This window comes from Sphingomonas yantingensis (genome assembly GCF_014199325.1).
Classification (GTDB): Bacteria; Pseudomonadota; Alphaproteobacteria; order Sphingomonadales; family Sphingomonadaceae; genus Sphingomonas; species Sphingomonas yantingensis.
Window position 1 is genome coordinate 202,431 of sequence record NZ_JACIJJ010000004.1, and the last position, 23,380, is coordinate 225,810.

The window sequence follows — 23,380 nt, forward strand, 5'->3', positions numbered from 1 at the left end:
CGCCCAGTGATGACAAAACAAGGGGGAGCCATGCGCCTTTACGATTCGCCCTGGGCGCCGAGCCCGCGCCGCGTGCGCATCTTCGCCGCCGAAAAGGGCATCGCGCTCGACCGGGTCGAGGTCGATCTGGGCAGCGGCGAGCATCTGCGCGAGCCGTTCCTGAAGTGCAATCCGCGCGGCGCGGTGCCCGTCCTCGAGACGGATGACGGCGAGTGCCTGACCGAAGGGCCGGCGATCTGCCGCTATCTCGAGGCGCTGTACCCCCACCCGCCGCTGTTCGGCGCGACCCCCATCGAGGTCGGCCGGATCGAGCAATGGACCCGCCGGGTTGAGGGGGAGGGCTATGCCGCCGGCGTCTATGCGTTCCGCAACAGCGCCCGCTCGCTCGCCAACCGCGCGTTGATCGGTGCCGCGCCGCCGGTGCCGCAGATCCCCGAACTGGTCGAGCGGGCGCGGATCATGTGGGCGGCGTTCGTCGCCGATCTCGATGCGCACCTTGGGACCCGCGAATGGATCGCGACCGATGTTTACAGCTTCGCCGACATCACCGCGCTGGTGACGCTGGACTTCTGCGGCCGCGCGAAGCTGGCGCTGCCGGAGGATGCGGTGAACCTGCGCCGGTGGCATGCGGCGGCGAGCGCGCGGCCGAGCGCGTCGGCCTGACCTCCGGGCCACGCTGGCGGGCGGGCGGCGGCTCTGCTACCCGCGCCGCCATCGTCATCCATCCAAGGCCAGACCCTTGCCCGACAGCCTCAAGCTCCAGGTCCGCGACCTCGAAGTCGACGTCCTGACCGGCGTCTATTCCGAAGAGACGCACCTGCCCCAGCCGCTGCGCATCTCGATCACCGTCGACCTGAAGATGCCCGAGCGGTTCGATCCCGACACGCCGCTTTCGGCGTCGAAATCCTATCTCGACCTGAAGGGCGCGGCCCAGAATCTGCCCGCGGGCGTCCACTTCACGCTGATCGAGGCGGTGGCCGAGCATATTGCCGACACGCTGTTCATCGGCGACGACCGCGTCACCCGCGTCGAGGTGGAGATCGTCAAGCTCGCGATCGCCGAGGCGGGCGAGCGGATCGGCATCACCATGGTACGCGAGCGCCCGTGAGCGGGCGCCCGCTCGCGCTCGTCACGGGAAGCTGTCGCCGGCTGGGCGCGTACATCGCGGCCGCACTGGGCGAGGCAGGCTACGACCTTGCGCTCCATGCCAGCACCGTGGCCGAGCCCGAGCGGTGGCTGGTCGAGCGCCTAGACGGGGCGGCGGCGGCGTATCGCGCGTTCGCCTGCGACCTCGGCGATTTCGCCGCGGTCGAGACGCTGGTGACGCGGGTCGCCGCCGCGTTCGGCCACGCGCCCGTCCTCCTCGTCAACAACGCCTCGCGCTTCGCCGCGGATGAGCAGGGGCTGCCCGGCGGCGACGTGCTGGTCGATCATTTCCGCGTCAACGCCGCCGCGCCGGTACTGCTCGCACGCGCCTTTGCGCAGGCGCTGGGCGAGGGGGAGGGGGCGGTAGTCAACATCCTCGACCAGCGGATTGCGCATCCGCCGGCCGACCAGCTAGCCTATACGCTCTCGAAACAGGCCCTCGCGGAAGCGACGCGGACGCTCGCGCGCGTGCTCGCGCCACGGGTGCGGGTGAATGCGGTGGCGCCAGGGCTTACCATTCCGACGCAGGACTACGGCGCGGCGCAGCTTGCCCGGCTGACCGCTTCGATGCCGCTCGAACGCCTGTCACAGCCTGAAGATGTGGCCGCGGCAGTCGTCTATCTCGCCGGCGCGCGGGCCAGCACGGGGCAGACGCTGTTCGTCGACGGCGGCGCGGGCCTGCACGATTTCGCCCGCGACTTCGTGCACTTGGAGCGCGACTAGCTGGCCTTGCCGCAGGCGCCGAGCGCGGCGATGACGAAGGCGTAGTCCTCCGCCGCGATGCCCGCACGCGCCGGCTCCTCGTTCGCGACAGCGCTGGCGGGCAATGTGCGCGGGAGGCCGCAGGCGAGGCGATACCAGAGCAGCGTGTCCTTCGCCGGCGGACCGGCGGCCTCGTCGACGATTTCCCCCAGCGACACTGCCCAGCGCCGCTGCTCGCCCGGTCGGCGCAAAATCAGGAGCGAGATCGGATCGCCCGTAGGCGTCTGGAGAAAGACCTGCGTCTCCCCTTCGCCGGGCAGGCTGCCGGGGACGTGGAATGCGTTGCCGATCCCGGTGATCGCGGGCGGCGCATCCGCGGCGAGCACTTCGCGCACCACGCGCTTGATCTGCGCATCGTCGCCGGCATTCCACGAGATCTGCGAGTCGGGCGAGACGAGCTGGATCTGGTCGGCGCGGCCCGCGACGGCACGCGCGAAGGCGATGACGCGCAGCTTCCTGAGCTTGGGCACGCGGCCCCGCGCGTCGAGCGGCACGTCGGCCAGCCAGCCGAGCACCGGCGCCACCGCACCCGGCCCGCGAATCAGCGCGCCGACGTCCGCCTCGACGTAGAAACGTGCAAATCCGGTTGCCAACCCTGCCGCCTCGGCTCCTTTTATCCTGACAGCGCTTCGGATCGTCGCATCGGCGATAATCGGCGATTGCAGCACGCGGCTGACTGTGTCGGCATAGCCGAGCGTGGGCGACGCCGCTGGCGACGCCTGCCCGTTTTCCGCCACGATCCGTTGGTTTTGCGCCGCGATGGGGCCAGCCGGCAGGGTGGCGGCGAAAAATGCTACCGCTAGCAAGGGGGTCGGTTTCATGCGCCGGATTCCTAGGCGAACGGGACCAGGGGTTACAGAAATAAATCTGCCATACGGCGATTATACGTTTGTTGCGTCCGACAAAGCGTTTGCGTCACGTCGGATGCGACGATAACAATCCGGGCTCCGGATCAGGCCGCGTGCCGCAGCGGAGCAGCGGGCTTGGCGTGCCGCCGCATTTTGGGCACAATGTGTTCAAAGACGCGGGGCCGGACGAGCTACGCGCGGGAATTGAGGAGTGTCGTTACTGAATGGCCTATGCTGACCAAAAAGCAGGCTCCGGAAGGATCATCGCGATCGTCATCGTCGCGGCGATTCATGCGGTGTTGGGCTACGCCTTCGTAACCGGCTTGGCGTTTCAATACATCAAGCAGGCCACCGAGAAGATGGATGTCTTCGACGTGCAGGAAGAGCCGCCGCCGCCGCCCGACGAGCCGCCGCCGCCGCCGCCCGAGCAGCCGACCCAGCCGCCGCCGGTGGTGACACCGCCGCCGATGGTGAAGACCAATGTGCCGCCGCCCGTGGTAGTGCAATCGGTCACCACGCCGCCGCCGACGTACGTGCCGGTGCCGATCGCTGCGCCCCCGGCGCCGCCTGCGCCCGTCGCCCCGCCTGCGCCCCCGGCGCCGGTGGTGAACAAGGCCGCGGGCGCGAAGGGTAACCCGGCCGACTGGATTTCGACCGACGACTATCCGCCCAGCGCGCTCCGCGCCGAGGAGGAGGGGACGACGGCGATCGCGTGGACAATCAACACGCAGGGTCGCGTGGAGAATTGCCGCGTGACCTCGTCGAGCGGATCTAAGGCGCTGGACGACGCGGCATGCCGCGCGATCACCCGCCGCGGTCGCTATTCGCCTGCACTCGATCAGTCGGGCAATCCGATCGCGACGTCTTCGTCGCGCCGCGTCGTGTGGAAAATCCCGCAGTAACGATGATCAAGCCGGTCCGGCGCCCCGAGGCCCGGACCGGATCCACTACCCTTTCCAGAGGATCTACCTGAACATGCTCACCACCATCCTTGCCGCCGCGCCCGCGGCCGAAGGCGAAAACCCCTACGGCCTGATGGCCGCGCTCCAGCAGGGCGGTCTTATCGCGCAGGGCACCTTCGCGATCATGGTCCTGATGTCGGTCGTTTCGTTCTACATCCTGTTCACCAAGCTGTTCGAGCAGCAGAAGATCATGAACCAGGCGAAGCGCGTCCGCGCCGAGTTCTGGCGCTCGGGCAACCTGCGCGAGGGTGCGGCGAAGCTCGAGAAGAACTCGGCCTATCGCCAGCTCGTCGACGACGGCATCGAGGCGCAGGACCAGCACTCGAAGCTGACCGATCCGGTCGAGGCGCATGACTGGCTGCACGGCTCGCTCGCGCGTTCGGAAGCGGCGATCAACTCGAAGCTGGGCGGCGGTCTCGCCTTCCTCGCGACCGTGGGTTCGACCGCGCCGTTCATCGGCCTGTTCGGTACCGTGATCGGCATCTACCGCGCGCTCATCAAGATCGGCATGTCGGGCCAGGCGTCGATCGACGCGGTTGCCGGCCCGGTCGGCGAGGCGCTCATCATGACCGCGCTGGGTCTGGCCGTCGCCGTTCCCGCGGTGCTGTCGTACAACTGGCTGCAGCGCCGCAACAAGGCGATCGCCGAGGAGCTGTCGGCGTTCTCGACCGCGGTGCTCGGCTACCTCGCCTCGAACGGCGCGGTTCGCCCGTCGCTCGCCACTGCCGCCGGCACGCCCAAGGCGCAGCCGGGCGCCGCGACGAAGGCTGCTGCCCCGTCGACCACGGCCGGCCAGGTCGGCGGCGCGCAGACCCGCTGATCGAACGGGTTCGGGCGGCGCCCGCTCCCTTTGCGGGACGGGCGCCGACCCGCCGGCCCACGGGTCGGAACTGAGACTAGGATAGGAATTCGCATATGGCGATGAGCGTAGGCAACGGCACGGAAGAGCGGGTGATGTCCGACATCAACACCACGCCGCTCGTGGACGTGATGCTGGTGCTCCTCATCATCTTCCTGATCGCGGTGCCCGTGGTGCTGCAGTCGGTGAAGGTGGAGTTGCCCAAGGTCGAGTTCGAGCCGACCACGACCAAGCCCGAAAACATCAACCTCGCGGTCAAGGGCGCCCCTGACGGCAGCTGTGAGGTCTATTGGAACCTCACGCGCGTCAACAGCCAGGAGCTGCTCGATCGTGCCGTCGGCAACCTCAAGGGTGTCGTCGATCGCCTCGGCAGCAACCTGACGCCCGATGACATTCCCGAAGTGCACATCCGCGGCGACGTGAACACGCCGTACAAGTGCATCGGTGGCACCGTCTATCAGATGCAGCAGGCCGGTTTCGTGAAGGTCGGCTTCATTTCCGAGCCGCCCGCGGGCACCGGCGGCCGTCGCGCCTGACGCGCCGGTCCAGAGGAGACTGAACAATGGCAATGAGCGGTGGCACCGAAGACGGTGAACCGATGGGCGAAATGAACACGACGCCGTTGATCGACGTCATGCTCGTGCTGCTCATCATGTTCATCATCACCATCCCCATCCAGACGCACGCGGTGAAGGTCGACCTGCCGCAGAACTCTGACAGCAACCGGAACGAGAACATCGACCCGGTGAAGAACAAGATCGTCGTTGATGCCAACGGCAACCTGACCTGGAACGGCGCGCCCGTGAACGAGGTCACGCTGACCCAGTATCTGGAGCAGACGAAGACGATCAGCCCCGAGCCCGAGCTGCATTTCCAGCCCGACGCGACGGCGAAATATGATCGTGTCGATCAGGTTCTGGCGATCATCAAGCGCTCGAACGTGTCGAAGCTCGGCTTCATCGGCAACGAGCAGTATCGCGAGTTCTGATCCTCACCGGTCAGGCTTTCGATTCGAGAGGCGGCTTCGGCCGCCTCTTTTTTTTGTGCCCGGCGTCCGTGTGCGAAAACTGCACGTGCCAACCGTAGGGGAGTGTGGCACCCACAAGAGCTATTGCGTCATCGAACCGCAACGCGCATGTAACAGAAGTGTCACGAAGTTGACGCGGAAATGACATGTGGAGGATGACGAGATGCGTGTGACGAAGGCAATCATTGTCGCGGCGATGCTGGGCGTCCCGGCGGCGTCGGCCGTGGCGCAGGACCGGGCCGACCCCTATGCCCACAATGCCATCGAGGCGGGCAATTTCACCGAAGCGGAAACGTCGCTGCGCGCGCAACTCGCGCTCGAGCCGGCCAAGCCCGAACTGCTGCTGAACCTGGCGGCGATCTATGCTCGCACGAACCGGCTCGATGCGGCACAGGCGATGTACGCCCGCGCGATGCAGGCCGAGAACGTGTCGCTGCTGTTGCGCCCCGATTTCGCGCAGGATTCGCACGTCATCGCCAAGCGTGGGATGATGAAGCTCGAGCAGCAGCGGATGGCCGCGCGCTGACTCTGATGGGCAGGACGCGCAGCCATGCGCGCCCTGCCGTGGTTGCCATGGCGGATGAATGGTGACAGCCTCGGGCCATGGGCTCTTTGATCGTGCTCCCGCTGATTGTCGCCCTGTCCCAGGCGCCTGCAGGCGAGGCGGGGTTCGGCCCGCCGCAGCGGATGCGGTGCGAATGGTTTAGCAACTTCGAGAACAGCCGGTTCGAGCGTTGTTCCAGCGATAGCCGCCCCGTCGTCGCGGAGGCGGCCATCCCGGTGTTCGCGGCTGGGGTTGCAGCAAGCTTCGATCGGGCCGCGCGCAAGCTTGGTGGCCGCAGTGTCGATGGCGTGCCGTGGGGCGTTTTCGACGTCGAAATCGTCGGCCGCCGCGGCCTCACGCGGCGCGAACATTCGCGCTACATCGGCGACGCGCGTTGGGACGTGAAGGTCGAGCGTCTAATCGCCATGCGCCTCATCCGCAGGGGCGATTGAGGTCGTGCGCTAGTCCTCGTCCTCGGCGTCGAGCATGTCCATCAGGTCCCGCGCGGCCTCTCGATCCTCGGCGGACTTGAATGTCTCCTCCACGTCGGGCGCGGCGCCCAGCATGTATAGCATCGTCCAGAGCGCGAAGCGGTGCGAGGCGTCGGTCGCAAGGCCCAGGTCCACGCGCATCCGCTCGATCCCGGCGATTAGCGCGTCCTGCGGCACGCTGCCCAGATCGTCGGTCCCGAAATAGTGGCGCGCCTGGTCGTCGAACTGCATCTCGTCGCTCATCCCGTCAGAGCCGCGGCAGCGTGACGCCGCGCTGGCCCATATATTTGCCCGCACGATCGGCGTAGCTCGTCTCGCACGGCTGCTCGCCCTTCAGGAACAGAAACTGGCAAGCGCCCTCGTTTGCATAGATCTTGGCCGGCAGCGGCGTCGTGTTGGAAAATTCCAGCGTCACATGCCCCTCCCATTCAGGCTCCAGCGGGGTCACGTTCACAATGATCCCGCACCGCGCATAGGTCGACTTGCCGAGGCAGATAACGAGCACGTCGCGCGGCACGCGGAAATATTCGACCGTGCGGGCAAGTGCGAAGCTGTTGGGCGGGATGATGCACACGTCGGTCTTGCGATCGACGAAGCTGTTGGCGGCGAAGTCCTTGGGATCGACCACCGCCGAATCGACGTTGGTGAAGATCTTGAACTCGTCGGCGACGCGCGCGTCGTATCCGTAGGATGACAGGCCGTAGCTGATGCAGCCCTCTCGCCGCTGGCTCTCGACGAACGGCTCGATCATGCCGCCCTGCGCCGCCTCGCGAATCCAACGGTCCGACAGGATCATCCGAAGTCCCCTTCAATCAAGCGGCGCTTGTCGCGGGTCGCGGGCGCGGCGGCAAGGGGAGAAGTGCCCCGCCGCGATCAGCCGCAGCGGGGCAGGGGCGCTTACTTGCTGCGCTCGACCTGTTCGAAGTCGAGCTCGACCGGCGTCGCGCGGCCGAAGATCGACACCGCGACCTTGACCTTCGCCTTGTCGAAATCGAGCTCCTCGACCAGCCCGTTGAAGCTGGCGAACGGGCCGTCGAGCACCTTGACCGAATCGCCGATCTCGAAATCGACCTTGATCTTCTGCTTCGGCGCAGAGGCGGCCTCTTCCTTCGAATTGAGCATCCGCGCGGCTTCGGCGTCGCTCACCGGCTGCGGCTTGCCCGACGAACCGAGGAAGCCGGTGACCTTGGGCGTGTTCTTGACGAGGTGATAGACGTCGTCGTTGAGTTCGAGCTTGGCAAGCACGTAGCCGGGCATGAACTTGCGCTCCGACTGCACCTTCTTGCCGCGGCGAACCTCGGTCACATGCTCGGTCGGCACTTCGATCGCCTCGACCAGCCGCTCGAGGCCCATGCGATTGGCCTCCGACATGATCGAATCGCGGACCTTGTTCTCGAAGCCCGAATAAGCGTGGATGATGTACCAGCGCGCCATCGTTGAATTATCCCTTTTGCGCGAGCGAGAGGAGGAACTTGACGAGCGTGTCGAAGAAGGTGTCGACGCCCAGGAAGAAGATCGCGAGCAGCGACGTCATGATGACGACCATCACCGCGGTCATCACCGTTTCGCGGCGGGTCGGCCACACCACCTTGGCGGTTTCGGCGCGTACCTGGCGAATGAACTCGGACGGACTGGTCTTGGCCACGGAATGCATCCTCGATTGCTCGGCCGCCAACCGGGCATGGGCCCGCTGCCCGTTTCCACTCTTGGAAGTCGGTGCAGCCCATCCAGATTGTCGGATTGAGCCGCGGACATAGCGCTGGTGAACGCCCGCGGCAAGGGCCGGTTCGTTACGGAACCGGTGTCAGGTCGCTTCGTTGGCGGGCCGAGACGAGGGGAGAGGAACGTTGAAGAAGACCGTCTGGGCCGCCGCCACCGCGCTGATGCTGACCGCGCCGGGCGCCGCCGATGCGCAGCGCACCGACCTTGCCGCCGGACAGGCCGCGGCGATCACCCCGGCCGAGCGACAGCAGGGGCAGCAGGCCAATGCCGGTATCGTCGCCGAATATGGCGGCGCGATGAGCGGGCGGACCGCGACCTATGTCGAGGGTGTCGGCCGGCGGATCGCCACCCAGTCGGGCCTGTCGTCGAACCCCGGCGCGTTCGACGTGACGCTGCTCAACAGCCCGGTGAACAACGCGTTCGCGATCCCCGGCGGCTATATCTACGTCACGCGCCAGCTGCTGGCGCTGATGAACGACGAGGCGGAGCTGGCCGCGGTGCTGGGGCACGAGGTTGGCCACGTCGCCGCCCGGCACAGCCAGTCGCGTCAGAAGGTGGCGCAGCGCAACTCGATCCTCGGCGCGCTGGGACAGCTGGCGGTCGGCGCGGTCGCGGGCAATTCCGGCTTCGGCCAGCTTCTTGGCCGCGGCGTAGGGACGGGCGCGCAGCTCCTGACGCTCGGCTATTCGCGCAAGCAGGAGACGCAGTCCGACGATCTCGGGATCGCCTATCTGCGCCGCGCCAATTACGATCCGGAGGCGATGGCCTCGATGCTCGACGCGCTGGCGTCGCAAACCGCACTCGACGAGCAATTGCGCGGCGACGCGCGCTCGACCCCGGCCTGGGCGAGCACGCACCCCGATCCCGGCGCTCGCGTCCAGCGCGCCGCACAGCAGGCCAGGCAGGGGACGGGAACGCGCAACCGCGACGCCTTCCTCGCGGCGATCGACGGGCTGCTCTATGGCGACGATCCGAAGCAGGGCGTGATCGAGGGGCAGAGCTTCCTCTATCCGCCCGGCCGCGTCGCCTTCACCGTGCCGCAGGGGTACAAGATGCAGAACGGCGCGAAAGCGGTGAGCATCAGCGGCGACGGCGGGCAGGCGCAGTTCGCCAGCGCCGCCTACGACGGCAGTCTGGAGCGCTATGTCGGTGCGGTCCTGCGCGGTCTCGGCGCCGCCAACGCACAGCCCGCGATCGAGCAGACACGGATCGGCGGCTTTCCCGCGGCGGTAACGACGGTGCGGGGCACGAGCGGGCAGCAACAGGTCGATGTGACTGTCGTCGCCTATGCGCTTGACGCGCGTCAGGCCTATCACTTCGCGATCGTCACGCCCGCGGGGCGCGGGGCGGCGGCGTTCGAGCCGATGATCGGATCGTTCCGCCGCATGACCGCCGAGGACGATCGCGCCGCGCGCCCGCGCTACCTTCGCGTCGTGACGGTGAAGCCCGGCGAGACGATACAAACGCTGGCGCGGCGCATGGCCTATGCCGACGCGCCGCTCGAGCGGTTCCAGGTGCTCAATCGCCTGGGCGAGGGCGACGCCGTGCGCGCGGGCGACAAGGTGAAGATCATTACCTACTGATGGCAAACGTCACCTCAGCTTGCGCTGGGGTGACGGGTCAGAGCGCCCCGCCGGTCAGTAGCGCAATCAGCAGCGGGTCGCGGGTGCGGCGGGGGTCGGCGCGGATCGCCGCCTCCTCGCGCCCAATCGCGCGGAAGATCGAGTCGCTCGCCTGGCGCGACACGGTGTTGGCGAGCGCGCTCAGGTCGAAACCCGATTGTGCGGCGAGCGCCGCGGTAAGGATCTCGAACGCATCGCCGCGCAAGCCCGCGGTCACTTCGGGGAACATCGCGTCGACCAGCGCGCCGCCGGTCTCGCGGCGGAGCAGATCGGTCGCCGCGGTCGGCCCGCCGCGCAGAATCGACAGCGCATCGGCGAACGACATGCGCCGGATCGAATCGAACACGATCGGCGCGGCGCGATCCGCTGCATCGACGGCGATGTCGTTGACCGCGATGGCGAGACGACGCTGCACCGCCTCGGTCCGGAGCACTGCGGCGAGCACTGCGCCCCCGCGCCCTTCACCGGGGGCGGGCAGCGCAAGCCGCGTCAATTGGTCGTCATAGAAGCCACCGGGCTGGATCAGCCGTGCGAACGCCGCCTGGCTTGCGGCGGTGAGCAGGCGCTGGACGCCCTCCTCGGGCGAAAGGGCGGCGCCCAGCGGTGTGGTGCAGGCGGCCAGCGCGACGGGTGCGGCGGCGACGAGGCCGAGGAACGCGCGGCGGGCGGGGGCGGGGATAGCAGACATGACGGGCTCCCATGTTGATGGGGGCGGCTCATGCCGCAGCGTGCCTTGCGCCAGCTTGAACGCGGGGGCGGGCCGTCAGTCCCGGCGATGGGGAAGACGGCTGGCAGGAGTGCACGGACTCGAACCGTGGGCCCTCGGTTTTGGAGACCGATGCTCTACCAACTGAGCTACACTCCTGCAGCCGGTGGCGGCCTTTAGCGCGTGACCCGGCGCGCGGCAAGCGGGGTTTCGCGATCAGGCCGCGACGCTGTCGCCGCCCGTGGGCACGCCCATCAGCGCGCGCGCTTCGGCCACCGGCAGCGGGCGGCCGAAATAATAGCCCTGCACCTTGTCGCAGCCGAGCGCGGCGACGACGCGGTGCTCCTCCTCGGTCTCCACCCCCTCCGCCACGGTCGCCATGCCGAGCGAATCGGCGAGCGCGACGACGGCGCGGATGATCGCCGTCGCCTCGCGTCCACCGGTCGCCGCAGCCTGGACGAAGCTGCGGTCGATCTTGATCGCCGAGAAGCGGGTGCGGGAGAGATAACCGAGTGAGGAATAGCCGGTGCCGAAATCATCCAGGCTTAGCCGGCAGCCGAGGCCCAGGAGCTGGTCGAGCACGCGGATCGCGCCCGTCCCCTCGCGAAGGAAGACGCTCTCGGTGACTTCGAGCTCGAGCCGGTCGGGGCGAAGGCCCGACTGGCTGAGCGCCTGCGCCACGACCGAGACGAAGGCAGGGTTGTGGAGCTGTTCGGAGGAGACGTTGACCGAGATGCGAAGATCGTCGCTCCAGCACGCCGCCTCTGCACAGGCATGGCGCAGCACCCACTCGCCGATCGGGGCGATCAGGCGGGCATCCTCGGCCAGCGGGATGAACTTCGACGGGCTGATCGGCCCCAGTTCGGGGTGGGTCCAGCGAAGCAGCGCCTCGAACCCGGTCAGCTGCGTCGTGGCGGCATCGACGACGGGCTGGAAATAGAGATGCAGTTCGTCGTTCTGGAGCGCGCCGCGCAGCGCGATCTCAAGGATGCGGCGCTCTTCCGCAGCGACGTGGAGCTGCGGCTCATAGGCGTGGAATACGCCGCCGCCCGCGTCCTTCGACCGGTAGAGGGCAAGGTCCGCTGACCGCACCAGCATCTCTGCGGTACGCCCGTCGCGCGGACCGACGGCAAGGCCGACGCTGGCACCGATATAGAGCGTGTGCTGGTCGACCTCGTACGGGCGTGACAGCTTGGCGATGATCGTCCGCGCGAGATTTTCGAGCCGTTCGGTATCGCGCGCGTCGCGAACAACGACGGCGAACTCGTCGCCGCCCAAGCGACCGATGATCTCGTTTTCGGTCATCATCTCGCGCAATCGCTCGGACACGCGGCCGAGCAGGCGGTCGCCGACCGGATGGCCGAGCGTGTCGTTGACCGCCTTGAACCGATCGAGGTCGATCATCATGAACGCGCAGCGCGAACCCCATTTGTCGGCGTCGGCCATCGCCTGTCCCAATGCCTCGTTGACCAGCAGGCGGTTGGGCAGGCCGGTGAGCAGGTCGTAGCGGGCCATCCGGTTGATGCGGTCGGTGGATTGGCGCGCTTCGGTCACGTCGGAGCCGACGCCGCGAAAGCCGATAAACGTCCCGGCATCGTCGAAGCGTGGGTTCGCCGCGAGCTGCCACCAGCGTTGCTGGCCGGCGACCTCGACCTGCAGGATCAGGTCGCGAAACGCCTCGCGCGCCTTCAGCTTGTCGGCGAGGACGCGCAGGCTGGGGGCGAATTTGCCCGTTTCCCAGTCAGGGCCGGCAAGTAGCTGGAGCAGCGGCATCCCGTCAAGGCCCGTCGGGTCAAGGCCGAGGGTGAGGGCAAAGCGCGCACCGGCGCGGACGACCCGGCGCTGCGCGTCGATCTCCCACAGCCAGTCGGCATTGCTTTCCTCGAACTCGCGCAGGAGCAGGCTGACGGTTTCGTCGCGTTCGGCAAGCGCCAGCTGCTGCGCGTGGACGATCGCCATCGCCCGGGCGCGGCTGAAGCTGGCGACGCCGAGGATCGCGGCGAGGACGAGGATCGCAAGGCCGAGGGCGGGGTGCGCCGCGAGTGCCAGCGACAGCCCCATCGCCGCCGAAAGCGTCGCGAGAAAGGCGATGCTGGCGAGCGGGAGCGTGGCCATCGCCATGGCGGAGGCGGTCATCAGGACGATCAGCATCATCCACACGCCGAGCACCGCGTCGTTGCCGTCCAGCGGCGCCAACCATAGCGGCACGACCGCCCAGACGATTCCGAGCGCGAGGCCGTCGAGCGCGGTGCGCCGAATGTCCGACAGCGAAGCGGCGGTCCGCGTGCGGTTACGGGCGGACAGACGGTGAAAGACCACGAAAAGCGACGTTGCGCCGACGATCGCAGCCCAGAGGATGCGCTGCCAGGCGGGCGCCTGTCCGGCCAGAAGCACGGTGACGATACCCGCGCCGAGAACGTTCGCCGCCAGCAGCATCAGGGCGAATTGCGCGCCGCCGCCGATCTGTGCGGCCCTGATGCGCGGCCAGTCGAAGCCGTCGCGCACGTCCCGGATGCCGAGAAGCGCAGGGCCGTCGATCGGCGGACGGGCAGGCGGGATCGGGGCGGCGCTCTTCACGAACGCCTCGCTACCGCGGGTCTGGTTATCGATCGGTTAGAATCGAAACGACCCCGGACGAATTTTATCGATCGAGCGTCGCAAGTCGCTCGGAAAGCGTGCTCATGATCGATCGGCGAGCCTCGGGCGAGAGCTGCGTCCAAGCGGCGATCTCGTCGCCTGTGCGCCCACAGCCGAGGCACAGGCCGCTAGCGGTATCGAGCATGCAGACGAGGATACACGGGCTTTCGATCGCGACCGCCGAGGTCCGTTCGAACACGCCCGTCATCGCCGGTGCCTCAGCGGCCGAGCGTCACGTCGAGGAACGCCGGGATCGGACCGTTCCAGCCGCCGTCGTCACGGTCGTCGTCCTGGTCGCGGCGACGATCGCGGCGACCGCCACGTTCACGCCGGGGCTCGAACGCGTCGTCGCGGCGCGTGTCGCGCGGGGCGTCCCGGCGGGGCGAGGGTTCGCGGAGCGGCGACGATCCGGCGACCGGCGCAATCTCGGGCTCGGCCTTCGCCTCGAACGTCGGCGCATTGCTGCGCGGCTTCTCGCGGCGCGGTTCCCGCTCGAGGCGGGGTTCGCGCTCGCGCCGCGGGCGTTCGGCCTGCGCTTCTGCCTCGGGCTCGCGATCGGGCAGCGTGTAGCGTTCGATCGTCTGGCCGGTCAGCTTTTCGATATTGGCGATGTTCTCGGCATCTTCGGCCGTCACGAAGGTGAAGGCCGCACCCAATGCCCCCGCGCGGCCGGTGCGGCCGATGCGGTGAACATAGTCGTCGGGATGCCAGGGCGCGTCGAAATTGAAGACGTGGCTGACGCCCTTGATGTCGAGGCCGCGGGCCGCGACGTCGCTGGCGACGAGGATGTTGACGTCGCCGCGCTTGAACCGGTCGAGTTCGGCGAGGCGTGCGGGCTGGTCCATGTCGCCATGGATCTCGCTCGACGCGAAGCCGCTGGCGCGCAGCGACTTGTTGAGCTCGCGCACCGTCGTCTTGCGGTTGCAGAAGATGATCGCGGTGCGGACGTCCTCGCCCTTCAGCAGGGTGCGCAGCGTCTCGCGCTTCTTGTCGGCGCGGAGTTGCACCACGCGCTGGGTGATGTTGACGTTGGTGGTCGCGGGGCGCGCGACCTCGATCGTCTTGGGATTGCTCAGGAACTTGTCGGCCAGCTTCTTGATCGGCGGCGGCATCGTCGCCGAGAAGAGCAGGGTCTGGCGCGTCTTGGGCAGCTTGGAACAGATCGTCTCGATGTCGGGAATGAACCCCATGTCGAGCATCCGGTCCGCCTCGTCGATGACGAGCAGTTCGCAGCCGGTCAGCAGGATCTTGCCGCGCTCGAACAGGTCCATCAGCCGGCCCGGCGTGGCGATGAGGACGTCGACGCCCTTTTCCAGCGCCTTGATCTGGTCGCCCATCTGGACGCCGCCGATCAGAAGCGCCATCGAGAGCTTGTTGTACTTGCCGTACTTCTCGAAGTTTTCCGCGACCTGTGCGGCGAGTTCGCGGGTCGGCTCGAGGATCAGGCTGCGCGGCATCAGCGCGCGGGTGCGCCCCTGCGACAGGATGTCGATCATCGGCAGGACGAAGCTGGCGGTCTTGCCCGTGCCCGTCTGGGCGATGCCGATCAGGTCGCGCATCATCAGAACCGACGGGATCGCGCTCGCCTGAATCGGGGTGGGCTCGCTATAGCCCGACTCGGTCACGGCGCGCAGCAGTTCGTCAGAAAGGCCGAGGTCGGCAAAGTTCATGCAATTGTCCGGAAAGGCGGCGCGTAAACCATGGCCGCGTCCCCAAGGGCGCTTGCGGATTTGGCGCCGAAAGTCAAGTCTGACGGCGGTTTCAGCGCGACGGGATCAGCGCGCGAAGACCCTCGATCCGGCACTCGCCGCCGCTGCGCGAGCGGATGGAATCGCGCCGCGCGCAAATCTGCCCGTCGGCGGGCGGGCGGATGTAGAAGCCCGAATAAAAGCCGAGCGCCGGACAATCGTCCCCCAGCCGCGCGCGCATCCGCCGACCGCCGGACAGGACGAGGTCGACGCTGTCGGGCCGGGTGATCGACGCGCCCGCCAGCGCGGCGACGGGCACGCACTGCTCTGCCTTGCGCTCGGTCCAGCTGATCGGCGGCAACGGGGCTGCGGCACTGGCGGGAGCGGCGAGACTGGGGGCGAGGCTCATCCGGGGCACGCGGACGACCATGTGGCGCTCGATGCGGATCATGGTGCGCGTCCCCGGTGCCGGCGCACGCGCGACCTGCGCCTGAAAGGCGGGGTCGGGTGGCAGGGAGAGGGTCAGCAGCAACAGGTCGAACAACAGGCCCACCATCTAAAACGGTCCCGCACGTGGCCGTCGCGGGTTGAACCGCCGATGAATTGGCGGCGAAGGAGCCCCATGCTAACCCCGCCGCCATCATGACGCCAGCCCAGTCCCAGCTTGTCGAGGAAGCGCAGCGCATCGGCGGCGCGCGCGCCGTCGTCACCGATCCCGCCGATATCGAACCGTGGCTGACCGACTGGCGCGGGCGATATCACGGGACCGCAGCGGCGATCCTGTTACCCGCCACGACGGCGGAAGCGGCGGCGATGGTGCGCGCGGCGCGATCGGCGGGCGTCGCACTCGTGCCGCAGGGGGGGAATACCTCGATGGTCGGTGGGGCAACCCCGCCCGCGGACGGTCGCGCGCTGATCCTGTCGACGCGGCGGATGCGGGGCCTGCGCTCGGTCGATGCCGCGGCGGGGCTCGCCGTGGCGGAAGCCGGCGTGATCCTCGCCGAACTGCACGATGCGGCGAACGGCGTCGGGATGCGCTTTCCGCTGACGCTCGGCGCGCGCGGATCGGCGACGATCGGCGGGCTCGTCTCGACCAATGCAGGGGGCACGCAGGTGCTCCGTTTCGGGACGATGCGGCGGCTGGTCGCGGGGGTCGAGGCGGTGCTGCCCGACGGATCGATCCATGACGGGCTGTCGGCATTGAAGAAGGACAATCGCGGCTACGACCTCAACCAGTTGCTCGTGGGAGCGGAGGGGACGCTGGGCCTCGTCACCGCGGCGGCGCTGACGCTGGCGCCGGCGGTGCGGATCCGCGCGGTCGGCTGGGCCGGGGTGGCGAGCCCGGCGGATGCGCTCACGCTGCTCCGCCGGATGGAAGCGCACACGTCGACGATCGAGAGCTTCGAGATCATTCCAGGCTCTTCGCTGCGCCTCGTCGTCGAGCATATCCCCGGCGCCCGCGCGCCGCTGGCGGGGGATCATCCCTGGCACCTCCTCATCGAGGCGGCGAGCGGCGATCCGTCCGCGCCATTGACTGAGACGCTGGAGGCGCTGCTGGCCGAGGCGATCGAGGCGGGGCTGGTCGCCGACGCGGTGATCGCCGCGAGCGAGGCGCAGGCCGAGGCGTTCTGGCGCCTGCGCGATTCGCTGTCGGAGGCCGAACGCGCGGCGGGGCCGGCGGCGCAGCACGACATCTCGGTGCCGGTCGCCGTCATGCCCCGCTTCATGATCGAGGCCGCCGCCGCGCTCGAGGCGGCATTTCCCGGCAGCCATGCCAGCGGCTTCGGCCATCTGGGCGACGGCAACGTCCATTTCCACGTGCGTGCGCCCGCGGGGATGGCCGCCGACCACTGGTATGGGGAGGTGGCGCCGCATGCGACGCGGATGGTCCACGACATGGTCGTCGCGGCGGGCGGCTCGATCTCTGCCGAGCACGGGATCGGGCAGATGAAGCTGGATGAGCTGGAGCGGCTGTCGTCACCCGCTCATCTCGCTGCGCTCAGGGGAATAAAATCGGCATTCGACCCGATGGGGCTTTTCAATCCGGGCAAGCTGGTCAAGGTTGCGCCCAGCGACGCGGCGACCTAGACGCGCGCGTCGACCGTGGCGGCACGTTGCCGCCGACTTTGGAATACCAGGAGAGTATGATGGCCAGCGCGCCGCAAGGACAGCTTCCGCTTTTCTACAACCAGCTTGCCGCGCTTTCGAGCGTCGACCATGCCGACTTCCGCGTGCGTCCGACGAACACCGCGCCGTTCCTTGCCAATCATCACGCCGTGCCGCTGACGGTCGAGGAATTCCCGCTGGTGCAGCGCCGGATGCCGATCGTGTTCTCGGTTGGCGACGATCCTGTGCCGCTGGCGCTGATGGGCCTCAACGAGGGCGTGAACACGTTCCTCGACGCCGAGGGCAAGCTGATCGACGACGAGACGTACATTCCGGCCTATGTCCGTCGTTATCCCTACATGCTCGCGCGGCTGCGGCCCGAGAGCGAGGAGCTGTCACTCTGCTTCGACCCCACGTCGGAGACGATCGGCGCGTTCGAGGAAGGGGACAAGCTGTTCGAGAACGGCGAGCCGACTGAGCTGACGCGCAACATCTTGAGCTTTGCCGAGCAGTTCGAGCAGGCTGGGCAGCGCACCAGCCAGTTCATGACCGAGCTCAAGGAGCAGGGCCTGCTCATGGACGGCGAGATCTCGATCCAGCCGGAGGGCGCGCAGCCCTTCGTCTACCGCGGTTTCCAGATGATCGACGAGGCCAAGCTCAACGAGCTGCGCGGCGACCAGCTTCGCAAGATGCAGCAGAACGGCATGCTGCCGCTGATCTATGCCCACCTCTTCTCGCTCAGCCTGATGCGCGACCTCTTCGGCAAGCAGATGCGCCAGGGCAAGATGCCGCAGCAGCCGGTGCCGCTGACGACCAACTGATCGCCGCGGGGTCGGTGACCCCATGGCAACCTGTGTCGCCCCGAACCGGCAACGGTTCGGGGCGATCGCATTTCCACGGTACGTTTTTTCTTGATCGTGCCTCTTGCGCCACAGGTCCGGGCGCCTATATTCGAATAGTACGGTCTGGTGTCCCCCCTTTCGCCGGGCTGTACGACACGCCTTCGGGCGTGTCTCCTCCCTGAACCTTGGCCAGCCGGTGCTTTCAGCATCGGCTGGTTTTTTAATGGGCGGTTACTCCGCGGCGGCGGCGGTCGGGAGGATCAGGTCGGCCAGCGCGTCGATCATGGACCGCAGCATCGCCGCGATCGCCCGCGCGCCCGCGCCGGGCTCCAGCGTCAGCGGATCGAGATAGAGCAGGCGGTCGATCTCCACCTGGATCGCGTGGATGCCGCCGGCGGGATCGCCCTGTCGCTCGAGAATGTGGCCACCGGCATAGGGCGCGTTGCGCGCGGTGGTGAGGCAGTGGCGCCGCACCGCCGCTTCCGCCGCCGCCACGATCGAGTCGCCTGCTGCGCGGCCGAAGCGGTCGCCGAGGACGATCTGCGGCTCGCCCGCGCCGAGCGTCGGCATCGAATGGAGATCGATCAGGATCGCGGTGCCGAACCGGTCGCGCGCCGCCGCCAGCGCTGTGGCCAGCGCGGCATGATACGGCCGGTGATCCTCGACGATGCGCCGGTCGATCGCCTCGCCCGTGAACCGCACACGCCACAGGTCACCCGCCGGGGTGACGCGGCGCGGCACGAGACCGAGGCCGCTGCGCAATTTGATCGAGGGTTGCGGCGTGGCGAGCGGGGAGGCGCCGTCGTCGATCAGCGGATCGCGCTCCCGCTCGCTGCGGTTGAGGTCGATCCACGCGCGCGGTCGGCGCGCGACGATCATCGTCTCGCCGCGCCGCGCCGAAAGGCCGATCGCATCGACATGCCGGTCCTCCAGCGGGAGGAGCGCGGTGAGCGGCACGCGCAGCGCCTCGACCAGTTCGCGCGGATAGTCGCGGCCGGCATGCGGCACGCTGACGACGACGGGACTGTCGGGGACGGCGGGGCCGTACAGGTCGAAGCTGCGGCTGGGGGCGGTGGTCACGGCGCGCACGCTAGAAGGCGTTCGGCGACGGGGCAATCGGCCCGTCGCAGGATCGGCGCCGCGGCTGGAAAATCTTAAGCCCTTTCGTCATACACGGACGCCTCGATCAAAGGGGTGACGATGTACCGAATCCTGCTCGCCGAGGATGACACGGTGATGCGTGAATATCTGACGCGCGCGCTCGAACGCGCGGGGTATCTCGTCAGTGCCGTCGACCGTGGGACCGCCGCGCTGCCGCTCATCGAGAGCGAGCCGTTCGATCTGCTCCTCACCGATATCGTCATGCCCGAGATGGACGGCATCGAGCTGGCGCAGCGCGCGGGCGATATCGCGCCGGAGATGCGGGTGATGTTCATCACCGGTTTCGCCGCGGTGACGCTGAAGGCGGGCAAGGCAATGCCGCAGGCGCGCGTTCTGTCCAAGCCGTTCCACCTTCGCGAACTGGTACTCGAGATCGACCGCCTGTTCGAGATGGAAAGCATCCCCTCGCGCCATTGACCTGGCGAATAGTTTGGTCCGACTTCGCCGCGAAAGTATCTGGTGCGATTGACTTTGTCGTCGTCCTGCCATTGTTTCGGGTGCGTGCCGGTCGGGGGACCGGCGATTCGATCGGGGGGTTCCGAAATGAAGTTGATGATCGTGGCGCTTGCGGGCGCGTGCGCCCTTTCGCCTGTCGCCCTGGCCCAGACCGCCGCGCCTAAGGCGACGCCGGCCGTCGCCGCCGGCCCGATGACGGTGGGTAAGGCCGACAACGTCCTGCGCACGGGCACGCCGGTGCCGCTGCGCGTGCGCGAGATGCTGACGACCAAGGGCAAGAACCTGAAGCCCGGCCAGCGCTTTAACCTCGAAGTGGCCGAGGCGGTGCTCGTCAACAATCACGTCGTCATTCCGGTGGGCAGCCCCGCGGTCGGCGAAGTGACCGAGATCCGCAACAAGGGGATGTGGGGCAAGTCGGGCTATATCAAGGCGCGGATGGTGTCGGTGACCGCCAATGGCCGCGTCATTCCGCTGACCGGCGAGATCGACGACAAGGGCGTGGCTGCCGGCGGCGGCGCCGCGGCGGTGTCGGCGGTCGTGTTCCTGCCCGCGGGCTTCTTCATGACGGGCACCAGCGCGGTGATCCCGATCGGCGCGCCCGCCACGGGCTTCATCAACGAGGATGTGCCGTTCGACCCGGTGGCCGAGCCGAAGCCGATGACGCTCGCCCCCGTCGTTCCGGCGACCCCCGCGGTGGCGGCGCCCGTCGCCAAGTAACGAGGCGCCGGGGCGGCGAGGGCGTCGCCCCGGCTCTCAAGCGGTAAAACCAGTTACCATGTTGGCCTCGCGCCCGCGCGGGGCTACATCGCCGCTCGATAATCAGATGAGTGGGATGTCCATGGTAAAGCTTGTCCGTACCAGTGTGTTGCTTGCCTCGGTTTCGCTGGTCGCCGCGTGCGCGTCCTCGGGCCGCCCCGATGCCGCCGTATCCGAGCAGGCAAGCGCCGCACCCGCCGCTGCCGCGAAGCCGCAGATCGGCAGCTTCGGCTTCGACGTCGCCGGCATGGACCGCGCCGTCGCGCCGGGCGACGATTTCTACAACTTCGCCAATGGCGGCTGGGCGGCACGCACGCCGATCCCCGCGGACAAGTCGAACTACGGCATGTTCAGCGTGCTCGCCGACCTGTCGACCGAGCGGACGCGCACGCTGCTCGACGAAGCGAAGGCGCAGGACGGGTCGAAGATCGGCACCGCGTATGCGACCTATCTCGACCAGAGCGCGATCGACGCCAAGGGCCTCGCGCCGATCCAGCCGTGGCTGGGCAAGATCAAGGCGTTGAATGACAAGTCCGGCTATGCCGCGCTGTTGGCTGAGGCCGACCGCATGGGCGTCGGCGGCCCGATCCGCAGCGGCGTGGGCCAGGACGACAAGGCGCCCGAGACCTATATCGTCCGCGTGGCGCAGGGCGGGCTCGGCATGCCGGACCGCGACTATTACCTGTCGACCGACGCCAAGCTGACCGAGACGCGGAGCGCCTATCTCGGTCATCTGACGAAGATGCTGACGCTGGCGGGCGAGGCGAACGCGGCGGCGCGAGCGAAGGCGATCCTCGATTTCGAGACCGGGATCGCCCGCGCGCACTGGACGCGGGTTGAGAGCCGCAACCGCGACAAGGTCTATAACAAGATGACCGTCGCCGACCTGTCGCGGATGGCGCCGGGCTTCGACTTCGCCGGCTATCTGCGCGGCGTCGGCACGCCGGTGAACGAGCTGATCGTCACGCAGCCGACCGCGCTGGCGGGCGAGGCCAAGCTGATCGCCGCGACGCCCGTCGCGGTGCTGCGCGACCAGCTGATCGTCCGCAGCCTCGAGGAATATGCCGACGTGCTGCCGGCCGCGATCGACCAGGCGGTGTTCGCGTTCCGCGGCACTGTCCTGTCGGGTACGCCCGAGCAGGAGGAACGCTGGAAGCGCGCGGTCGAGTTCACCAGCGATTCGCTGGAGGACGAGGTCAGCAAGGTCTATGTCGCGCGCTACTTCCCGCCCGAGACGAAGGCGGCCGCAGATACGCTGGTCAAGAACGTCATCGCCGCGATGGACCGCCGCATCGACCAGCTCGACTGGATGGCGCCCGCGACCAAGGCCAAGGCGCATGCCAAGCTCGCCGCCTTTACGCCCAAGATCGGCTATCCTGACCGCTGGCGCGACTATTCCAACCTCACGATCACGCCGGGCGATGCGTTCGGGAACAAGGTGCGTGCCGCCGAATGGGCGCACCAGTGGGACATCGGCCATCTCGGCAAGCCGCTCCAGCGGTGGGAGTGGGGGATGACCCCGATGACGGTCAATGCCTATGCCAATTTCGGCATGGTCGAGATCGTCTTCCCCGCCGCGATCCTTCAGCCGCCCTTCTTCGATCCGAATGCCGATCCGGCGGTTAATTACGGCGGCATCGGCGCGGTGATCGGCCATGAGCTGAGCCATCATTTCGACGACCAGGGCGCTAAGTACAATGCCGAGGGGCGGCTGACCGACTGGTGGACGCCCGCCGACGTGGCGGCGTTCAAGCAGCGCACCGACGCGCTCGTCGCGCAGTACGATGCGTACGAGCCGCTGCCGGGCATGAAGCTGAAGGGTGCGCTGACGCTGGGCGAGAATGTCGCCGACCTTGCGGGCCTTACGACGGCACACGATGCGTACATGGCATCCATGGGCGGCAAGCCCGCGCCGGTGATCGACGGCTTTACCGCGGACCAGCGCTTCTACCTCGGCTGGGCGCAGGTGTGGCGGCGCAATTATCGCGAGGCGGATTTGCGCAACCGGCTGCTCACCGACCCGCACTCGCCCTCGGCGCAGCGCGCGTGGATCGTCCGCAACCTCGACCCCTGGTATCCGGCATTCCAGCCGCAGCCGGGATCGAAGCTGTTCCTGACGCCCGAACAACGCGTCCGCATCTGGTAACGTCGATGACCGGGCGGCGGGTCGAACCGCCGCCCGGTCAGAGCATTTCGAGCGGCACCGGGCCGCGCGGGGCGGGGAAGGCGGCGTCGAGCGCCGCGCGTTCTTCGGTGGTCAGTTCGAGGTCCGCGGCCGCGCGGTTTTCGCGCACATGCGCCGCCGATCCCGCCTTCGGGATCGCGATCACGCCCTTTCCCAGCAGCCAGGCCAGCGCGACCTGTGCGGGCGTGGTGCCGCGATCCTCGGCGATCCGGCGCAGGCCGGCGTGATCGAGCAGCCGGCCCTGCTCGACGGGACTGTACGCCATCACCGGCATCCGCCGCGCGGCCAGCCACGGGATCAGGTCGTGTTCCGGCCCGCGCCGGGTGAGGTTGTAGAGGATCTGGTCGGTCTGGCACGCAGCCCCGCCCACCTCGACCAGTTCGGCCATGTCGTCGGCATCGAGATTGCTGACGCCCCAGCGCAGGATCTTGCCGCTGTCGACCAGCCGCTCCATCGCCTCCACCGTCTCCGCTAGCGGCACGCGCCCGCGCCAGTGGAGGAGGTAGAGGTCGAGCCGATCGGTGCCCAGCCGCTTCAGGCTCGCCTCGCACGCCCGTGGCAGCGCATCAGCGGAGGCGTGGTGCGGATAGGCCTTGCTGACGAGGAAGACCTGCTCGCGCAGGCCCGCGATCGCCTCGCCCACCAGTGCTTCGGATGCGCCGTCGGCATACATCTCGGCCGTGTCGATCAAGTGTCAGGCCGAGGTCGATGCCCTCGCGCAGCGCGGCGATTTCGGCGGCGCGGGCGCCGGGATCCTCGGCCATCATCCAGGTGCCCTGGCCGAGTGCGGGGACGGCGGTACCGTCGGGGAAGGAGATCGTCTGCATGCCCGACCAACGCCTTGGTCGCGCGATGGGGCC

The 23,380-nt window shown here is 68.1% G+C and carries 27 protein-coding genes, 2 tRNA genes and 1 pseudogene; 15 read left to right on the forward strand and 15 right to left on the reverse strand.

The genetic code is table 11. From position 1 onward, the window contains the following. The first annotated feature begins 30 nt into the window (after positions 1-30). Both FHR19_RS13690 and FHR19_RS13695 read left to right on the forward strand, forming a co-directional pair. Positions 31-663, forward strand: coding sequence for a glutathione S-transferase family protein (locus FHR19_RS13690; RefSeq protein ID WP_184029435.1), 633 nt, complete (start codon positions 31-33; stop codon positions 661-663). A 76-nt stretch (positions 664-739) separates the two neighbouring features. Beyond that, positions 740-1,108, forward strand: coding sequence for a dihydroneopterin aldolase (locus FHR19_RS13695; RefSeq protein WP_246359526.1), 369 nt, complete (start codon positions 740-742; stop codon positions 1,106-1,108). 140 nt (positions 1,109-1,248) lie between these two features. Here the strand turns inward: FHR19_RS13695 and FHR19_RS13700 are convergent, their stop codons facing one another. Both FHR19_RS13700 and FHR19_RS13705 read right to left on the reverse strand, forming a co-directional pair. Beyond that, positions 1,249-1,434: a hypothetical protein gene (locus tag FHR19_RS13700; protein ID WP_184029439.1), complete on the reverse strand. Its 186-nt coding sequence runs from the start codon at positions 1,432-1,434 to the stop codon at positions 1,249-1,251. Between the two features lie 55 nt (positions 1,435-1,489). Beyond that, positions 1,490-1,575 (reverse strand) — tRNA-Ala (locus tag FHR19_RS13705). A gap of 69 nt (positions 1,576-1,644) precedes the next feature. Here FHR19_RS13705 and FHR19_RS13710 point away from each other — a divergent pair. Continuing rightward, on the forward strand, positions 1,645-1,869 hold the full coding sequence (locus tag FHR19_RS13710; protein WP_184029441.1) for an SDR family oxidoreductase: 225 nt from the start codon (positions 1,645-1,647) through the stop codon (positions 1,867-1,869). Here the strand turns inward: FHR19_RS13710 and FHR19_RS13715 are convergent. Further along, positions 1,866-2,729, reverse strand: a complete 864-nt coding sequence (locus tag FHR19_RS13715) for a hypothetical protein (RefSeq protein ID WP_246359527.1) — start codon at positions 2,727-2,729, stop codon at positions 1,866-1,868. The two genes, FHR19_RS13710 and FHR19_RS13715, sit on opposite strands and share 4 nt — an antisense overlap. Positions 2,730-2,980: 251 nt before the next feature. On the opposite strand from FHR19_RS13715, the gene FHR19_RS13720 reads away from it, so the two are divergent. The 6 genes from FHR19_RS13720 (at position 2,981) to FHR19_RS13745 (ending at position 6,600) form a co-directional block, all read left to right on the forward strand. Continuing rightward, positions 2,981-3,658, forward strand: coding sequence for an energy transducer TonB (locus FHR19_RS13720; RefSeq protein ID WP_184029444.1), 678 nt, complete (start codon positions 2,981-2,983; stop codon positions 3,656-3,658). Between the two features lie 73 nt (positions 3,659-3,731). Beyond that, positions 3,732-4,538, forward strand: coding sequence for a MotA/TolQ/ExbB proton channel family protein (locus FHR19_RS13725; RefSeq protein ID WP_184029446.1), 807 nt, complete (start codon positions 3,732-3,734; stop codon positions 4,536-4,538). 95 nt (positions 4,539-4,633) lie between these two features. Beyond that, a complete protein-coding gene (locus FHR19_RS13730; RefSeq protein WP_184029448.1) occupies positions 4,634-5,113 on the forward strand; it encodes an ExbD/TolR family protein in 480 nt (159 codons plus the stop codon). A gap of 26 nt (positions 5,114-5,139) precedes the next feature. Next, complete coding sequence (locus FHR19_RS13735; RefSeq protein ID WP_184029450.1) at positions 5,140-5,565, forward strand: ExbD/TolR family protein; 426 nt, start codon at positions 5,140-5,142, stop codon at positions 5,563-5,565. Between the two features lie 202 nt (positions 5,566-5,767). Next, on the forward strand, positions 5,768-6,130 hold the full coding sequence (locus FHR19_RS13740) for a tetratricopeptide repeat protein (protein ID WP_184029452.1): 363 nt from the start codon (positions 5,768-5,770) through the stop codon (positions 6,128-6,130). A gap of 92 nt (positions 6,131-6,222) precedes the next feature. Next, complete coding sequence (locus FHR19_RS13745) at positions 6,223-6,600, forward strand: hypothetical protein (protein WP_184029454.1); 378 nt, start codon at positions 6,223-6,225, stop codon at positions 6,598-6,600. A 9-nt stretch (positions 6,601-6,609) separates the two neighbouring features. Here the strand turns inward: FHR19_RS13745 and FHR19_RS13750 are convergent, their stop codons facing one another. The 4 genes from FHR19_RS13750 to secE all read right to left on the reverse strand — a co-directional run bounded on the left by FHR19_RS13750 (position 6,610) and on the right by secE (position 8,284). Continuing rightward, the gene (locus tag FHR19_RS13750) at positions 6,610-6,870 is read right to left on the reverse strand and encodes a hypothetical protein (RefSeq protein WP_184030158.1); all 261 of its coding nucleotides are present in this window, start codon (positions 6,868-6,870) and stop codon (positions 6,610-6,612) included. Positions 6,871-6,886: 16 nt separating this feature from the next. After that, positions 6,887-7,435 (reverse strand): dCTP deaminase, encoded by a 549-nt coding sequence (gene dcd / locus FHR19_RS13755; protein ID WP_096344386.1) that lies wholly within the window; start codon positions 7,433-7,435, stop codon positions 6,887-6,889. Positions 7,436-7,536: 101 nt separating this feature from the next. Next, the gene (gene nusG / locus FHR19_RS13760; protein ID WP_184029456.1) at positions 7,537-8,073 is read right to left on the reverse strand and encodes a transcription termination/antitermination protein NusG; all 537 of its coding nucleotides are present in this window, start codon (positions 8,071-8,073) and stop codon (positions 7,537-7,539) included. A 7-nt stretch (positions 8,074-8,080) separates the two neighbouring features. Further along, entirely contained in the window at positions 8,081-8,284 is a 204-nt protein-coding gene (gene secE, locus FHR19_RS13765; RefSeq protein WP_176484731.1) for a preprotein translocase subunit SecE, read from the reverse strand. Positions 8,285-8,486: 202 nt separating this feature from the next. On the opposite strand from secE, the gene FHR19_RS13770 reads away from it, so the two are divergent. Beyond that, positions 8,487-9,944 (forward strand): M48 family metalloprotease, encoded by a 1,458-nt coding sequence (locus FHR19_RS13770; RefSeq protein ID WP_246359528.1) that lies wholly within the window; start codon positions 8,487-8,489, stop codon positions 9,942-9,944. Positions 9,945-9,981: 37 nt separating this feature from the next. Here the strand turns inward: FHR19_RS13770 and FHR19_RS13775 are convergent, their stop codons facing one another. From FHR19_RS13775 to FHR19_RS13800, 6 genes are all read right to left on the reverse strand, one after another. Then, positions 9,982-10,671, reverse strand: coding sequence for a DUF4197 domain-containing protein (locus FHR19_RS13775; protein WP_184029458.1), 690 nt, complete (start codon positions 10,669-10,671; stop codon positions 9,982-9,984). 101 nt (positions 10,672-10,772) lie between these two features. Further along, a tRNA-Trp gene (locus FHR19_RS13780) sits at positions 10,773-10,848 on the reverse strand. A 57-nt stretch (positions 10,849-10,905) separates the two neighbouring features. Beyond that, the gene (locus tag FHR19_RS13785; RefSeq protein WP_343053277.1) at positions 10,906-13,266 is read right to left on the reverse strand and encodes a putative bifunctional diguanylate cyclase/phosphodiesterase; all 2,361 of its coding nucleotides are present in this window, start codon (positions 13,264-13,266) and stop codon (positions 10,906-10,908) included. Positions 13,267-13,330: 64 nt separating this feature from the next. Beyond that, positions 13,331-13,534, reverse strand: a complete 204-nt coding sequence (locus FHR19_RS13790) for a DUF1289 domain-containing protein (protein WP_184029460.1) — start codon at positions 13,532-13,534, stop codon at positions 13,331-13,333. Between the two features lie 10 nt (positions 13,535-13,544). Beyond that, positions 13,545-14,996, reverse strand: a complete 1,452-nt coding sequence (locus FHR19_RS13795) for a DEAD/DEAH box helicase (protein WP_184029462.1) — start codon at positions 14,994-14,996, stop codon at positions 13,545-13,547. 91 nt (positions 14,997-15,087) lie between these two features. Next, positions 15,088-15,570, reverse strand: a complete 483-nt coding sequence (locus FHR19_RS13800) for a hypothetical protein (protein ID WP_184029465.1) — start codon at positions 15,568-15,570, stop codon at positions 15,088-15,090. Positions 15,571-15,656: 86 nt separating this feature from the next. On the opposite strand from FHR19_RS13800, the gene FHR19_RS13805 reads away from it, so the two are divergent. After that, on the forward strand, positions 15,657-17,102 hold the full coding sequence (locus FHR19_RS13805; protein ID WP_184029467.1) for an FAD-binding oxidoreductase: 1,446 nt from the start codon (positions 15,657-15,659) through the stop codon (positions 17,100-17,102). A 59-nt stretch (positions 17,103-17,161) separates the two neighbouring features. Beyond that, positions 17,162-17,941, forward strand: coding sequence for a SapC family protein (locus tag FHR19_RS13810; protein WP_184029469.1), 780 nt, complete (start codon positions 17,162-17,164; stop codon positions 17,939-17,941). 252 nt (positions 17,942-18,193) lie between these two features. Here the strand turns inward: FHR19_RS13810 and FHR19_RS13815 are convergent, their stop codons facing one another. Then, positions 18,194-19,042 (reverse strand): N-formylglutamate amidohydrolase, encoded by an 849-nt coding sequence (locus FHR19_RS13815; RefSeq protein ID WP_184029471.1) that lies wholly within the window; start codon positions 19,040-19,042, stop codon positions 18,194-18,196. A 120-nt stretch (positions 19,043-19,162) separates the two neighbouring features. On the opposite strand from FHR19_RS13815, the gene cpdR reads away from it, so the two are divergent. From cpdR to FHR19_RS13830, 3 genes are all read left to right on the forward strand, one after another. Continuing rightward, positions 19,163-19,540, forward strand: coding sequence for a cell cycle two-component system response regulator CpdR (gene cpdR, locus FHR19_RS13820; RefSeq protein ID WP_184029473.1), 378 nt, complete (start codon positions 19,163-19,165; stop codon positions 19,538-19,540). Positions 19,541-19,666: 126 nt separating this feature from the next. Then, entirely contained in the window at positions 19,667-20,296 is a 630-nt protein-coding gene (locus FHR19_RS13825) for a hypothetical protein (RefSeq protein WP_184029475.1), read from the forward strand. Positions 20,297-20,417: 121 nt separating this feature from the next. Then, a complete protein-coding gene (locus FHR19_RS13830) occupies positions 20,418-22,481 on the forward strand; it encodes a M13 family metallopeptidase (RefSeq protein ID WP_184029477.1) in 2,064 nt (687 codons plus the stop codon). Positions 22,482-22,518: 37 nt separating this feature from the next. On the opposite strand, the pseudogene FHR19_RS13835 reads toward FHR19_RS13830, so the two are convergent. Then, positions 22,519-23,347, reverse strand: a pseudogene (locus FHR19_RS13835) (aldo/keto reductase). Positions 23,348-23,380 lie beyond the last annotated feature (33 nt).